Origin of the sequence: Bradyrhizobium sp. CCBAU 51627, from assembly GCF_028128765.1 — a bacterium.
Classification (GTDB): Bacteria; Pseudomonadota; Alphaproteobacteria; order Rhizobiales; family Xanthobacteraceae; genus Bradyrhizobium.
Genome location: NZ_LBJG01000024.1, coordinates 1,188,121 through 1,203,437, shown reverse-complemented (window position 1 = coordinate 1,203,437; position 15,317 = coordinate 1,188,121). Strand labels below are relative to the sequence as shown.

At 63.0% G+C, this 15,317-nt stretch carries 8 protein-coding genes and 3 pseudogenes; 3 read left to right on the top strand and 8 right to left on the bottom strand.

What is annotated here, in order from left to right:
• Positions 1-43 precede the first annotated feature (43 nt).
• The 5 genes and pseudogenes from XH88_RS20485 to XH88_RS20470 all read right to left on the bottom strand — a co-directional run bounded on the left by XH88_RS20485 (position 44) and on the right by XH88_RS20470 (position 6,261).
• Positions 44-1,975 (bottom strand): alkyl/aryl-sulfatase, encoded by a 1,932-nt coding sequence (locus XH88_RS20485; protein ID WP_271670050.1) that lies wholly within the window; start codon positions 1,973-1,975, stop codon positions 44-46.
• A gap of 169 nt (positions 1,976-2,144) precedes the next feature.
• A complete protein-coding gene (locus XH88_RS39085) occupies positions 2,145-3,428 on the bottom strand; it encodes a TRAP transporter large permease (RefSeq protein WP_333909260.1) in 1,284 nt (427 codons plus the stop codon).
• A gap of 243 nt (positions 3,429-3,671) precedes the next feature.
• A pseudogene (locus XH88_RS39080) lies at positions 3,672-3,995 on the bottom strand (TRAP transporter small permease); the annotation flags it as partial.
• Positions 3,996-4,273: 278 nt separating this feature from the next.
• Positions 4,274-5,275 carry a DctP family TRAP transporter solute-binding subunit gene (locus XH88_RS20475; RefSeq protein ID WP_271670049.1) on the bottom strand — a complete coding sequence of 334 codons (1,002 nt, stop codon included), beginning with the start codon at positions 5,273-5,275 and terminating at the stop codon, positions 4,274-4,276.
• Positions 5,276-5,490: 215 nt separating this feature from the next.
• Positions 5,491-6,261: a methyltransferase domain-containing protein gene (locus XH88_RS20470; protein WP_271670048.1), complete on the bottom strand. Its 771-nt coding sequence runs from the start codon at positions 6,259-6,261 to the stop codon at positions 5,491-5,493.
• Between the two features lie 142 nt (positions 6,262-6,403).
• Here XH88_RS20470 and XH88_RS20465 point away from each other — a divergent pair, with 142 nt between their 5' ends.
• On the top strand, positions 6,404-7,147 hold the full coding sequence (locus tag XH88_RS20465) for an SDR family NAD(P)-dependent oxidoreductase (protein WP_271670047.1): 744 nt from the start codon (positions 6,404-6,406) through the stop codon (positions 7,145-7,147).
• Positions 7,148-7,333: 186 nt separating this feature from the next.
• On the opposite strand, the gene XH88_RS20460 is transcribed toward XH88_RS20465, so the two are convergent.
• Both XH88_RS20460 and XH88_RS20455 read right to left on the bottom strand, forming a co-directional pair.
• Positions 7,334-10,963 carry a hypothetical protein gene (locus XH88_RS20460; protein WP_271670046.1) on the bottom strand — a complete coding sequence of 1,210 codons (3,630 nt, stop codon included), beginning with the start codon at positions 10,961-10,963 and terminating at the stop codon, positions 7,334-7,336.
• A 482-nt stretch (positions 10,964-11,445) separates the two neighbouring features.
• Positions 11,446-11,626: pseudogene (locus tag XH88_RS20455) on the bottom strand (isocitrate/isopropylmalate family dehydrogenase); the annotation flags it as partial.
• Positions 11,627-11,761: 135 nt separating this feature from the next.
• Here XH88_RS20455 and XH88_RS20450 point away from each other — a divergent pair.
• Positions 11,762-13,150, top strand: coding sequence for an MFS transporter (locus XH88_RS20450; protein ID WP_271670045.1), 1,389 nt, complete (start codon positions 11,762-11,764; stop codon positions 13,148-13,150).
• Between the two features lie 4 nt (positions 13,151-13,154).
• Here XH88_RS20450 and XH88_RS20445 read toward each other — a convergent pair whose 3' ends face one another.
• Positions 13,155-14,774, bottom strand: coding sequence for a B12-binding domain-containing radical SAM protein (locus XH88_RS20445; protein ID WP_271670044.1), 1,620 nt, complete (start codon positions 14,772-14,774; stop codon positions 13,155-13,157).
• Positions 14,775-14,920: 146 nt separating this feature from the next.
• Between XH88_RS20445 and soxA the strand changes: the two are divergent.
• Positions 14,921-15,292, top strand: a pseudogene (soxA, locus tag XH88_RS20440) (sulfur oxidation c-type cytochrome SoxA); the annotation flags it as partial.
• Positions 15,293-15,317: the final 25 nt, after the last annotated feature.

Sequence of the window (15,317 nt, the reverse complement as noted above, 5' to 3'; positions counted from 1 at the left end):
ACCGCTAAGAGGCGCTGCGCTGCGTCCGGGGCATGAGCGCGCCCTACACCACCGCCGTCCGCTTCGGCTCCACGATCTCGAACATCCGCGGGAATTCGTCCATCAGGCCCATCAATTCGGCGAGCTTCATCGGATTACCCGACAGCTTGACCTTGCCGGCGGCGACGGCTTCCGGAAAGCTCGTCAGCTTCGCGATCACTTCGTCCAGCGTCGCACGCGCCAGCGTGAAGCTGGCGTCGGCATGTTCGGCCTGCACGCCTTCGGCGTAGGTGAGCGCGCAGTTCTCGAGGTTGAGTACGAACGTCTCGTCGGTATCCGAAAAGCGCCAGTTCAGCACGATGTGCTTGCCTTCCGCCTTCGGCCCGTTGAGGCGAATACCGAGCACGTCCCAGAGCTGTGAGGTGCGCAGTGCCGCCAGCGTCTCGCGCGGCATCGGCGGACGTGGCGGCGTCTTCGGCATACCTTGCCGAAGCTCCTGGGCGCCGAACAGATAGGCATTGCGCCAGGTCGAGCTCTCGGCGGCATAGCCAAGCTGCTCCAGCGTATCGGCCAGCAGGCTACGCGCAGCCGCGTGATCGGGCTCGGCGAAGACGAGATGGCCGAGCGCCTGCGCCACGAAGCGGAACTCGCCCTTGTCGAAATCCGCGCGCGCCCGCGCGAGGATCGCATCCGCGCCGCCCATATACTCGACATATTTCTTGCCCGCGGCCACCGGCGGCAGCGGATCGAGGTTGACCGGGTTGGCGTCATACCAGCCGAGATACTTTTGGTAGATCGCCTTCACATTGTGCCTGATGTGGCCGTAGTAACCGCGACCGTGCCAGGCACCCTCGAGGCTGTTCGGCAACTGGATCATCTCGGCGATCTCGGCGGCGGTGAGCCCGTGGTTCATCAGGCGAATGGTCTGGTCATGCGCGAACTTGTAGAGGTCGCGCTGCTGGCGGATCATTGTATCGATGCGCTCGGCTCCCCATACCGGCCAGTGATGCTGGCCGCACATCGCCTCGGCCTTGCCGCCCCACAGCCGCAGCGCTTCGCCCAGATACTTCGACCAGGCCAGTGCGTCGCGCACGTCCGCGCCGCGGAACGGCAGCAGATTGTGGAAATTATGCGTGCAGTTCTCGGCGAGGTTCAACAGCTTGTAGCGCGGCAGGAAGAAGTGCATTTCCGCCGGCGCTTCGCTGTTCGGCGCCATCTGGAATTCGAATTCGACGCCGTCGATGACGCGCTTGTCGCCGGTCGCCATGATCAGATCGGTCGGCCGCAGCAGCGCGACCGCGCCAGCCGCCATGGTCTTGCCGAGGCCGCAATCGACCTGCCCGCGCACGCCCTTGGCGAGGAACGGCCCGAACTGGTACTGCGCCCGGCGCAGCATCGCGGGCCCCGCAATGATGTTCTCCGAGACGGCATGCTCCATGAACAGGTTCGGCGCGATGATCGGCACCCGCCGCGTCGCCAGTGCATCCTCCTCCAGCACGCCGCGCGCGCCGCCCCAATGGTCGGTGTGGGTGTGGGTGAAGATCACGGCCGCAACCGGCTTCAAACCGCGATGCTTGAAGTAAAGATCGAGCGCGGCGCGCGCGCCCTCGATCGAGGTCAGGGTATCGACCACGATGACGCCGCTGTCGCCCTCGATCAGCGTCATGTTGGCGATGTCGAGCCCGCGCACCTGGTAGACGCCGGGCACGACCTCGAACAGGCCGTGCTGCATGTTGAGCCGCGACTGCCGCCACAGGCTGGGATTGACCGTCGGCGGCGCCTCATCAGCCGACAGAAAGCCATACGGCTTGAGGCTCCAGACCGTCCGCCCTTGCGGGTTGGTGATCTCAGCGTGCTCGATCGTACCGAGGAAGCCGCGCGCGGCGTCATCGAAATCCCGCGTGTCGGAAAACGGCAGCGCATTCAGCATCGCCTGATGCTGCGCAATCACGGACGGCGTTGCGTCTTTCGGCTCGTTGCTGGAAATCTCGGTCATTGTATCCTCCCGGCCTGATGCGCGGCATCTAACCGCAATTCGCGGTCGATTGCCATCGCTGGGCGCGAGAGATCCGTAGCCCGGATGGAGCGAAGCGCAATCCGGGACATTCGTCGAGATGAGAGAGACCCGGATTTCGCTTCGCTCCATCCGGGCTACAAGGCGCGGCTCAATGCATCCCGAGCACCCGCGGCAGCCACAGCGTCAGATCGGGCCAATAGGTCACGATGATGAGGAAGCCGAGCATGGTGAGCAGCCACGGCATCACCGCTCCGGCCAGATCGGTGATGCGCATTCGCGCGATCATCGATGCGACGTAGAGGTTCAAGCCGACGGGCGGATGGCAGAGGCCGACCTCCATGTTGACGTCCATGACGATGCCGAAATGGACGAGGTCGATGCCGAGCTTCTTGGCCGCCGGCGCCAGGATCGGCGCCATGATCAGGATGATGGAGTTCGGCTCCATGAAGTTGCCAGCGAGCAGCAGCAGCACGTTGACCAGCAGCAGGAAGCCGACCCAGCCGAGGTTCTGCGCAGCAATCCAGTCGGCGAGCGTCGCCGGCAGGTTTTCGTTGGAGAGCACGAAGGAGAACAGCACTGCGTTGGTGACGATGTAGAGCAGCATCGCGCTGGTGTTGGCGGCACGGAGCAGCACGCGCGGCACGTCCTTCATCCCGATTGCCTTGTAGACGAAGACCGAGATGAAGAACGAATAGACCGCGGCCATCGCGGCCGCCTCGGTCGCGGTGAACAGGCCGCTGTAGATGCCGCCGATGATGATGACGACCAGCATCAGGCCCCAGACGCTCTCGCGGAAGGCGTGGACGGTTTCCGCCCAGGTCGCCTTCTGCAGCCGCGGATAGTCGCGCTTGCGCGCAAGCCACCAGGTGACGATGCAGAGCATCGTTGTGAGCAGGATGCCGGGCAACAGGCCCGCGACGAACAGCGCGCCGATCGAGGTATTGGTCGAGACCGCGTAGACGATCTTAGGGATCGACGGCAGCATCAAGATGCCGAGCGAGCCCGCGACCGTGATGATGCCGGCGCCGAAGCGCATCGGATAGCCGTGGCGGACCATCTCCGGCAGCACGATGGCGCCGATCGCGGCGACCGTCGCCACGCTCGAGCCGCATACCAGCGCGAACATCGCGCAGGCGACGATGCCGGCAAGGCCGAGGCCGCCGTGCCAGTGCCCGATCAGCGAGGTCGCGAAGTTGATCATGCGCCGCGCGACGCCGCCATGGGTGAGAAAGTTGCCGGCCAGGATGAAGAACGGGATCGCCATGATCTCGAAGCCTTCGATGCCGGTGAAGAGCTTCATCGAGACCGCTTCGATCGGCACCGCGGTCAGCGTGAACAGGAACGTCATCACGGTGAGGCCGAGCGCGATCGAGACCGGAATGCCGGTCAGCATCAGCGCGATCAGCAGCGCGAACACGGTCGCCGCGCGCATCCAGTGCGGCAGCACGATGAAGCCGGTCTTCTCGGCAAGACAGAGCACGAAGATCAGGATCGGCGCCAGGATCAGGATCACGCCGAGCGGCGACACCTTTCGACCGGCAGCTTTCGTTGCCGCGCCCGCGGGCTGCGGGTGCAGCGCCGGCGAAACGTCGGCCTGGACGCCCTCGACATGGGTCTCGTCGTGATGCGGCAACTCGCCGGTCCAGAAATAGAACCAGGAGACCTGGAGGAAGCGGAAGCACATCAGGCCGGAGCCGAGCGGGATCGCCAGATAGACGAACCACATCGGGGCTTCCAGATCGTTGGACTGCTGCCCGGTGTGGAACATCTCGCCCACGAAGGAGGCGCCGAACGCGGCGATCATGCCGGTGAACAGCGCGCCGCAAAGCAGCGCGAACAGGATGACGTGCTTGCGCGAATGTTCCGGCAGGCGGTTGACGAGCAGATCGACGCCGACATGGATGCCGGTCCGCACGCCATAGGCCGCGCCGAACTTCGCCATCCAGATGAACATGTAGATGCAGAGTTCCTGCGCCCAGGACAGGTCCAGCTCGGACATGAAGGTGAACACCGCCATCGCGAGCGATGCCAGCCAGGTCATGCCGTGCGCGGTGGCCCATCGCGCCAGGTTGATCGATTCGCCCGCACCGTAACGGTGCACGACGGCGACGAAGATCAGCCCGGTTGCAGCGGCAATGAGCGTCGCGATCAACCATTCTTCGAGATGATTGAGCGCCTGGTTCAGCACGCGAAGCAAATCAGAGTCCCCCTATCGATGCGAAACGGTCGGGAGTGCATGCACTCCCGACCGTTCGTCCTGTTCTCCCGGCCAACGCGTCAGTTCATCTTGACGTCGAGTTCCTTGGCAACGAGATCGAGCACCTCCTGCCCGACCCGGCCCTTGGCCCACTTGTAGGTCGGCTGCATCGCCTCCTGCCATGCCTTGCGGTCGGCGTCGGTCAGATAGTGCAGCGTGGTCTTGCCCGACTTCTTGATCTCGGCCAGCGCGTCCTCGTTCTCCTGGTGCGCGATCTGGTTGGTGTAGTCGGTTGCGTCCGCCATCGCCTTCTCGAGCTGGGTGCGGATGTCGGGCGGCAGGCCCGACCAGAACTTCGAATTGACGATGACGGCGTATTGCAGGTGCGCGTGATAGGACACGGTGATGTCCTTCTGCACCTCATAGAATTTCTGCGTGAGATAATTCGAGGCCGTGTTCTCGCAGCCGTCGACCACGCCGGTCTGCAGCGCCTGGTAGACTTCCGAGAATGCCATGATCTGAGGAATCGAGCCCATCAGGCGGAAATACTGATCGGCGATCTTGGATCCGGAGATACGGAATTTCAGGCCCTTGAAATCCTCCGGCTTGATCAGCGGCCGGTTGGAGGACACCATGTGGAAGCCGTTGTCCCAATAAGCGAGCCCGCTGATGCCCTTGGCCTCCAGCTTCTGGAACAGCCACTTGCCGAGCGTGCCCTTCATCGCGTTGGCATAGGTCGCCTCGTCCTTGAACAGCCAGGGCAGATCGAGCGCCTCGAATTCCTTGACGCCGAGCGGGGCGAATTTCGCGGTCGAGGGCGCCAGCATCTGGACCGAGCCGAGCTGGAGCGCCTCGATCTCCTCCTTGTCCTTGTAGAGCGAGGAGTTTGGATAGACTTCGACCTTGACCTTGCCGTCGGTGTACTTCTCCGCAAGCTCCTTGAACTTCAGTGCGCCCTTGCCCTTCGGAGTGTCGTTGGCGACGACGTGGCTGAACTTGATGATGATCGGGCTCTGGGCCTGAGCAACAGCCGGAGCCAGAGCGAACGCGGCAGCAGCGACCGCAAAGAACAGTTTGCGCATGAAGGACCTCCCCAACAAACCTTGGAAACCGGGTTTCTTTTTTGTTTTGTGATTTCAGTACTGGCAGCAATCCCGACTATGAACAACTAGACCTAAGCCCAATTTGCCACAGCGGAGTTATGCCGCAGCCAGCCTAGCTTGGCGGCGGTCGCATGCGCAACCCGGCGCCCGCTTCCCCGAGGGAGCGAGCGCTTATGTCGCATCGCCGAAGGGTGTTAACCTTTGCGCTGCGCCACCATGAACAGCCGCCGGAACGGAAACAGGGTCTGCCCCGCTGCATTCTTCGGATAGGCCTTTGCAACCCGCATCCCATAGGCCGCTTCGAACGCGACCTTCTCGTCGCCCTCGAGCACGTCGAGATAGCGCGTCAGCCAGGTGCCCTTGGTCCATTCCTTCACGGGATTTTCGCCTTCCAGCACCTGAAGATATTCGGTCTCCCAGATGTCGATATTCCCGGACAGCGGCGCGAGCACGTCGTGATAGAAGGCCGGTCCCTCGACCGGCGGCGGGGTGACGAGATGCTCGAGCTTGGAGCGCCACGGTCCGTCCAGGGCGGTCTCGCCGATCAGGACATGCGATGGTGCCAGGAAATTGCGCGGCATCTGCACGGCAAGTATCCCGCCTGGTGCGACCTTCTCCATGACCGACGGAAACAGTGCCGCATGATTGGGCAGCCAGTGCAGTGCGGCATTGGAATAGACGATGTCGTATTGCTTCGCGGGATGCCAATGGCCGAGATCTTCATGTGACCATTCCACATCGGGCGCGGCTTTGCGCCCGGCGGCAACCATTTCGGCCGAGCCCTCGACACCGGTCACCGCGGCCGAGGGCCAGCGCTCCTTGACCAGCTTGGTGACATTGCCGGCGCCGGCGCCAAGATCAGCGATCGTGCGGGGACCGATATCGGGAATCCGCATCAACAGGTCGACCGCGGGCCGGAGCCGGTGGCCGGAGAATTTCAGATATTGCTGCGGATCCCAGACCATTGGTCGAGCCTTTTCTTTTTGGTGTTTCCTTCACAGTCGCTCTTGGTTACCACTGCTCGTCCCGCCCAGGCAATTCGCAAAGCCGGCGAGAGGGACGGGAAACGAAAGCAAAAAGCAAGAACCACGAAGAGAGCGTGCAACCATGGACCTCGGCCTCAAATCGAAAACCGCTGTCGTCACCGGAGCGAGCATCGGCATCGGCCGTGCCATCGCCAAGGGCCTGGCGGCCGAAGGCGTCCGCGTCGTCGGCGTGGCGCGCCGCACCGACCTGCTGGCCGAGCTGGTGAAGGAGGTCGGAGGCGACCTGATCACCCCGTTCGAGCAGGACGTGATGGCCAAGGACGCCGCGGACAGGATCGCCGCCTTCGCGCTGAAGGAGCTCGGCCATGTCGACATTCTCATCAATAATGCCGGTGGCAGCCGCCCCCTCCCCGTCGATGCGCCCGACAGCAAATGGGACGAGGCGATCGCGCTCAACTTCACCAGCTACCGCCGCATCGCGCATGCGCTGTTGCCGCAGATGATCGAACGCAAATGGGGGCGCATCGTCAACATCACCGGCAAGTCCGAGCCGGAAGGCCTCAACGCCGCCTTCGCGGCGAAGGCTGCCGTTCACGCCTGGGCCAAGGGCTTGTCGCGCGAGATCGGCGAGCACGGCATCACCATCAACTGCATCCCGCCTGGCCGCATCATGAGCGAGCAGATCCGCCGCAACTATCCGCCTGACTATCGCGAGCGTTTCGCGGAGGAAGAGATTCCGGTCGGCTATTGGGGCGAACCCGAGGATCTGGCCGCACTCGCGGTATTCCTGGCCTCGCCGGTGGCGCGCTACATCACGGGGACGGTGATCCCGGTGGATGGAGGACTGAGAAGGTATCAGTTCTAGAGACTTCGTCTCCGGTCGGACCGGTGGAGCGCAACCCATCGAGAGTATCCCATATAAACGTGATGGGCTTCGCAAGTGCCCTGCCCAACCTACGGGCTGACGTGTCGCCGATCGGGCAACGTCCGCCCCTTTGGGAGCGAACGAGCCCGTCTCTCGTCGCAAGGAGCGATGCAGGGAAGCTGAGTTCTACACGATCACAAAGTTCGATGCGTGCAATTGGCTGATCGCGGTATCGACGAAATCGATGGACCCCGCGTTAGGCGCAATGCCCAGGGCCAGCACGGTTCCGCCATGACCATCGCCCTTGAGCGCGTTCATGATGTCGGCGACGGAGTGGTAATTGCCCACGCCGCTTGCAAGATCGACGACGCCGTGCAGGTCATTCCCGAATCCGGAGATCGTATCGATCTGGGTGCCGGAGTTGATCGAGATGGTCAGACCCGTGCTGTGATCGTCGATATTGACATGGGCAACACCATTGATGATCGCCTGGTTGCCGAACCCGACAAAATTGAACTGGTCTGATCCGCCATTGGCCGTCATGACGTCGAGGCCAATCTGGTTTGTCACGGTCGCCTGAGAGCCATTGAGGACCACGTGGTTGCCGACCCCACCCAGTGTGATCGTATCGTGGCCGGCGCCCGCGACGACGCTGTCCGCTCCGTTGCCGGCGATGACAGTGTTTGTTCCTGAACCGACGGAGATCTGGTTGACCATCCCGCCGAGATTCACGGTGTTGTTGCCATCGCCGAGCGTGACACTATTGGCGCCGCCTCCGCCCGTGACGAGGTCGTTTCCATTTCCAAGTATGACCGTGTTGCCAAACCCGGACAGCGTCACCTGGTCGTTGCCGTTGCCGGCTGTCGTTGTGCTGGCGCCGTCACCCGGGTGGACAACATTGTTGCCGTTGCCCAGCGTGATGAAGTCTCCGTATCCACCGGCGTCGATGATGTTGTTGCCGTTCCCGAGCGTCATCATGGTAGCGCCCGTCGATCCCGTCACCGTGATGTTGCCGTCGCCACCTGTTACGCGGTTGCCGAACCCCTCCAGATGGACGGCGCTGTCGCCGCTCGACACGTCAACCGTCCCGTACAGCCCGGCATAGATCGTGTCGTCGCCGCCATTACTGTGGATGATGTTGAACATGCCATAGGCGTGGATGATGTCGTTGCCCGTCGTGCCCTGAATGGTCGCATAGCCGGACGCCGGGCCGTTGATCACAGTGGGACCGGCCTGATGTGTGTCTATGACGGACGTGTCGATGTCGCTGACGCTCAAGCCAACGCTGCTGGTGTCGCTCAGCTTGAACGTGGTCGTCGCGCTGCCGTCGCCGTGAGGCGAGGCGACGAAGGTGAGGTCGTGCAGCTCGGCGGTGAGCTGGCCAGCACTGGTCGCCGCAAGTTCGTAGGTTCCGCTTCCGAGCGAGATCAATCCTGCCCCCGACAGGATACCAGCCGCGCCCGCAAGAGTGATGATCAGGCTATCCGTTGCCGCTGCGTTCGGATCTGCGATCGTGACGGTTGCGAACGGATTGATCGCAGCCTCGTTGCTGATGGTCTGCCCGGATATCGCGCCCGCGATGGACGGCAGAGCCGCGGCCGTCAGCAGAATGCCGCCGGAGCTGTCTTGCACGATGCCGAAGTGCGTGACCGAGGTATCCGCCAGTGCGAAGATCTCGCTGGCCATGCCGTTGCTGACCGTGAGCTTCGAGCCGGATATAGTCGCGGTTGCACCGGTGGTATAGGCCAGTCCGGAAAGATCGATCCGGTCGCCGAGCGAGACGCCCTTGATCTGGCTGGCAAAGGTCGCCGGCCCCGAAACCAGCTTCTGCTCGAGCTTGAGTGTGCCTTGCCCGGAGAAGGTGATCGCGTCGTCGGAGATCGCGCCGGCCTTGAGATCGAGCGTGCCGCCAGCGAGCGTGGTCGCGCCGGCAATGCCGCCGGTCTCGACGAGTTCTGTGGCGCCAAGGTGAATCGTCGAAGCGTTCGCGGTGCCCTGATCAAGCACGTCGAGCGTGCCGCCGTTCAGGGTCGTGAAGGTAACGATGCCGCCGTCCGAGACGGAAAGGCTTCCTGAGTTGAGGATTGTCCCGCTCGCCGCGCTGGCATCGACCGCCGGTTGGCTTGGGTCGTTCGTGGGGTCCGGTGTCGATCCTGAAACAGTCATCACGCCACCGTTGATGATGGCGTCCTTGGCAATCCCCGCCGCGGTCAGGTGCAATTGGCCACCGCTGCCGACAACGGCCGCATCGACTTCGCTCCTGATGACGACGCCGTATGGTCCCCCGGACGAATAATAGATGGTCTCTCCCGAAGCGTTGATGACACCGCCCGAATTGACGACGGTGTCGCTGGCGCGGCCTCCATGGGTGACATTCTGGACCCCGCCGGCATTGACGGTAGTTGACGTCGCAATGCCAGTATCGACGTCCTGCTCGCCGCCATGATTGACGGTGGTGTGATCGGCCCGTCCTGGCCCCGGCTCATCGTGCACATAAAGGCCGGTGATATGCTGAACGCCGCCCATGTTGATGGTGGTGTAGCTCGCGGTGGACTGAAGCCCCACGTCTTGTTCGCCGCCATTGATGATCGTGTGGCTGGCGATTCCGCTCAACTCGTACTCGCCTACGACTTGCTTGCCGCCGGCCAATATCGTCGTATTCGTGGCCGTGCCGAACACCTTGAACACGATGCCATCCGACACCGTGAAGTCGTTTTCCGTGTAGCCGTAGTCGACGACAAACGTTGCGCCACTCTGGAACGTGATGTTCGATAACGTCGCGCCGGCTTCAGCGACCAGAGTTCCGCCTGCCGAGACAATGCTGTTATCGAGGATACCGCCGTGCAGAACGTCCAGCTTCACCCCGCTTGCAACGGTAAATCCGTTTTCAATCGCGCCGTCACCGATTTCGAAGGTGCTGCCCGCGTTGAAGACCGTCCCGGAAAAATGGGCGTTGCCCAGCACGATGAAAACGCCGAATTGATTGACGATTGTATTGGTCGCCGTCGCGCCGGCAGCCAGCTGCATCGTGCCATAATTGACTGTCGTGCCGGTCGCGGTGCCACCTGTACCTACGTTCAGCCTGCCGAAGTTTTGCAGCACTGTTCCTGATACCGATGCTCCGTTCGAGACCGTCAGCAGCCCAAAGCCTTCGACGGTGGTGCCAGTCGCCATGCTGGCGTCGACGGCCGGCTGACCGGGAACATTGGCAAACGGGTCCGGTATCGATCCCGAGACAGTCATTGTGCCGCCGTTGACGGTTGCGTTCACTGCAGTCCCGCCGCCGGTGACGTTGAATTTGCCTCCGTAGTTGATGGTTGCACCGGTCGCCACGCTCGGGATAACCGGCGGCGGATATACGGGGGCGATTTCTATGGTTTCGCCCGAAACGTTGAGGACACCGCCGGACATGACAATAGTGCCGCTGGCGCTGCCGCCGTGCGTCACGTTCTGGACGCCGCCGGAATTGACAGTCGTCGCCGTTGCGGTGCCCGTATCGAGGTCCTGCTCACCGCCGCTATTGATCGTGGTGTGATCGGCAGCGCCGGGCGTCGGACCTTCATGGGCGAATTCGCCAGTGACCCGCTGCACGCCGCCCGCGTTGATGGTGGTATAGCTGGCGACGCCATCGAGGATGACGTCCTGCTCTCCGCCATCGATGAGGGTGTGGGTTGCCGTGCTTGTTCCGAAAGATCCGCCGACCGTCTGCAAGCCGCCAGTCAGGATCGTCGTGCTGTCGACGGAAGCGCCGTAACTGACGTCCATCGTGTCGCCATTGTGGAGGGTGACTCCACTGGCGGGAGGAACAACCGTCATATGAATGCTCCGCGTTTGGTGCCTTGAAAATCAAACGAGCAAAGCAAAATCATGCGAAGGTTATTCAACCTAAAACTGCAGTAGTTCAGAATGCCTGTCAAGCAGCTGAAGTCTTTCACCGAAATTTTGAACGGATGCTCGCGCGATTGCAGCTATTGAAAAACGTGACGTGTATGCGGGTGCATATTGCTGGATGAATTTATCAGCAGCGTGACGCGCCGGCGTCGCGTGAACGGGCAAGATTGGGAAAGGTGACCGCGCCAGTGTGCGCATCGCCGCCATGTTGACATCGTGCCGGTGTTTTGCCCGACGTGTCAACTTTGCCGGGGCGACGAGGATCGGATCGGAGCGGGTCGGAAAATCCTTTGTCGATCAAGAGGCCTTCTACTGTGCATGGGGTTGTTTTCGCGCTTTGGCTTCGAGCGCGAAAGAAAAGTGCGGGAGAAAGCTCACTCGGCTTGCATGATCTCCGCGATCGCAGCGCTGCGGTCGGCGTAGAACCCTTCGGTGTTCTCGCGGACGACAACGAGATCGAAATCGCCGAGCCTGCCGGGCCGCCCGGCATAGGGCGGGCCTGATGTTGGCGTAGAGGTCGAGCCGTCTCCCGGCAGAACGACGATGTGCATGGTGATCCCCCGCAACAGCGGCAGTTGGCGCGATCATACGTCAGGCCATCGCAACAGCGCCTGCCGCTCGCGCATACAGTGCATGCAAGCGCGTGTCTGTGGAAGCCGCCGCAAGCGTAGTACATGACCTGAGATCATCGACGCCAGACCGCCGGAGCGACGCGCTGAGGCAATGACATCAACGTTACCTGCCGCAACGCGCGAGCCCGATCATCCCGTTGCCGACGGCCTGCCGGCCGAGCAGCGCCGCTGGGCGATTGCCGCGATCTTCACGGCACTGGCGATGGCCTCGCTCGACACCGCGATCGCCAACATCGCCCTGCCCGCCATTGCCGCCGACCTGCATGTCAGCCCGGAGCAGTCGGTCTGGGTGGTCAATGTCTACCAGATCGCGCTGGTCGCGACCCTGCTGCCGCTCGGGGCGCTCGGCGAGATCGTCGGGCACCAGCGCATCTATCTCGGCGGCCTCATGCTGTTCACCATCGCCTCGCTGTTCTGCGCGGTTGCGTGGTCGCTGGACAGCCTGCTGGTCGCGCGCACGCTGCAGGGCTTAGGGGCCAGCGGCATCATGAGCGTCAACACCGCACTGGTGCGCTTCGTCTATCCCGGCCGGATGCAGGGCCGCGGCTTCGGCCACAATGCGCTCGTGGTCGCGACCGCCTTCACCTTCGGGCCGTCGATTGCGTCCGCGATCCTTGCCGTCGGCCCGTGGCCATGGCTGTTCGCGGTCAACATCCCGTTCGGCCTCGTCGCAACCGGCATCGGCTTTGCGATGCTGCCGAAGACGCCACGCGCCGATCACGGTTTTGATTTCCTCGGCGCGCTGCTCGCCGCCATCTGCCTCGGCCTGTTCATCACGGGCATCGGCAGCGCCGCGCACAATCTGTCGCCGGCTCTTGTGGGCGTCGAGCTGGTCACGGCGCTCGCGCTCGGCTTCATCCTGACGCGCCGTCACGCCGCTCATCCAGCGCCGATGCTGCCGATCGATTTGTTCAGCCGCCCGATGTTCGCGCTGTCGGCGGCGACCGCGGTCTGCTCCTTCGCGGTGCAGGGCCTCGCCTTCGTCTCGCTACCGTTCTATTTCGAGGACGTGCTCGGCCGCTCGCAGGTCGAGACCGGCTTCTTCATGACGCCGTGGCCGCTGGTGGTCGGCATCATGGCCCCGATTGCGGGGCGCCTTTCCGATCGCCATCCGGTCGGTCTTCTTGGCGGAGTCGGCCTGATCCTGCTCGGCCTCGGCATGGCGCTGCTTGCGCTGCTTCCGGCAAACCCGAGCATCCCTGATATCGTCTGGAGGATCGTGATCTGCGGGATGGGGTTTGGCTTCTTCCAGGCTCCAAACATGAAGGCGATCATGTCAAGCGCGCCGCCGCACCGCGGCGGCAGCGCCTCGGGCATCGTCGCCACCGCACGCCTGACCGGACAGACGACCGGCGCAGCACTCGCCGCAGCGTGCTTTGCCCTCGCCGGCCACAACGGCGCCACCGTGGCGCTGGCGTTAGGCGCAGGCTTTGCCGTGCTCGGCAGCGTGATGAGCTTTTTGCGGCTGGCGGTGAAGTGACGCCCTACGCGAGATGCTGTGCTGCGGTCACGTCGATGGCCGCTGCCGGGATCACGGTATTGTCGTCGAGCGCGGCAAGGCGCGCGTCGATGGCATCGATGACCTTGCGCGAGAACGGGCCGAGATGGGCATAGGCCGCAATCATCTGCACCGCGATCCGCGCCGAGGAACTATCGCGCTTGGCGCAGTTCATGAAGGTCTGCCAGAGCGGTCCGCGCGCCTCGGGGATCGCGGTCACCACGCGGTGCACCGTCTCCATCGCCCCGACCCGCGCGCGGATGTCGCCCTCGGCGAGTTCGCGGCGCTGCCGCGAACGGTCGAGCAAGGTCATCAACTTGTCGACCCTCCCGGCATAGGCGGCAGGACTGTAAATCCGCTCCAGCACGTTCTTGTAGTCCATCAGGATCTCGCGCAGCGGGCGCACCGGATCGAAATTGATACCGCCGGTGCATTGGTCGCCGCCTGTGGTCGAGGCGAGATCGTGATCCGGATGCAGACGGCCTTCCTTGGCGAGACGCCGCGTGAGCTGCGTGTTCGGCAAGGCATAGAGCAGGCCGACCATGGCGACGGGAATCGCGGCCTCCTCGATGAAGCCCACCATGGCATCCGCCATCGAGACCTTCTCATTGTCGAAGCCGACGATGAAGCCGGCGGTGACGAGCATGCCGGCGGCATAGATCTTGTGGATGCTCTCCGCGATGTTGCGCCGCGTGTTCTGCTTCTTTCGCATCGCGACCAACGTCGCAGGATCCGGACTTTCGATGCCGACGAAAATGCCGAAGAAATTCGCCGCCCCCATCAGCTCCAGCAATTCGGGATCGTCAGCCAGATTGACGGAGGCTTCGGTCGACAATTCGAAGGGGTAGCCGTGCGCGCGCTGCCATTCCGCGAGCCGGGGCAGGAACTGGCGCAGCGACTTCTTGTTGCCGATGAAATTGTCGTCGACGAAGTCGAGATGGCCGCGATAGCCCATCTCGTAGAGCCGATCGAGCTCGACGAACATCTGCTCGGTCGTCTTGGTGCGCGGCACGCGCCCGTAGAGCTCGATGATGTCGCAGAACTCGCAGGTGAACGGACAGCCGCGCGAATATTGCACGCCGAGATAGAGATAGTCCTCGAATCTGAGCAGATCGAAGCGCGGCACCGGCGTCTTGGTGACATCGGCCTGGAATTTAGGCGCGGTGAAGACGCCGGAGCGCTTCCCGCTGTCCCAGGCGGCGATGAACTCGTCGATGATGCCCTCGGCTTCGCCGAGCACCTGGAAATCGGCCTTCTGGTAAATGTGGGGGCTTGACGTCGGATCGGGCCCGCCGACCACCACCGGCTTGCCCGCCGCACGACACTTGTCGATCAGCCGCAGCGTATCGGCCTGCTGCGGCAGCATGCCACCGGTGAAGATCACGTCGGCCCAGGCGAGATCCTCATCACCAAAGGGTTGCGTATTGCAGTCGATGAGCTTGACCGTCCAGCTCTCCGGCAACATCGCCGCAACGGTGATCAGCCCCAGCGGCGCGGCAGGACGCCGCACACCCATCAGCTTGCAGGACTCGCCAAAACTCCAGAAGGACTCCGCGGTGAACAGCGGATAGAGCATGAGCACGTTGCAGGGCTGCGGCACGTTCACGGAACCCCCAGGGAACTTTTCGAATGCTTTACCTCAGTGTAGCAAAGCGGCGCGGCGTTGCACCTCGGTAAAAGGGACGAACTGTCGCGCGTCGCTCGCGCCCGGACGTCGTCCCAGACCATGTCGCTGGCATTCAGGGAGATGGCGCGACCCAGTCCCGCGGCGTCGCAATTACGGCGGGGGACGATCCGCAGCTGAAGCCTTTTGTCGAACGGGGCCGACATCTTTTCATGCAGCGTGAAGGTCAACTCAACCTTGCCTGCACCAACTGCCACGACGACAACTTCGACAAGCGCCTCGCGGGCTCACCGATCACGCAAGGACAGCCGACCGGCTATCCAATCTATCGGCTGGAATGGCGAACGCTGGGATCGCTGGAGCAGCGCTTGCGAAGCTGCATGACCGGAGTTCGCGCCCAGGCCTATGGTTATGGCACGCCCGAACTGGTCGCGCTCGAGCTCTATCTGATGTCGCGAGCCCGCGGAATGCCGATGGAAACGCCGGGTGCGCGACCCTAATGCCCAAATTAGGGCTAGGCAGGCG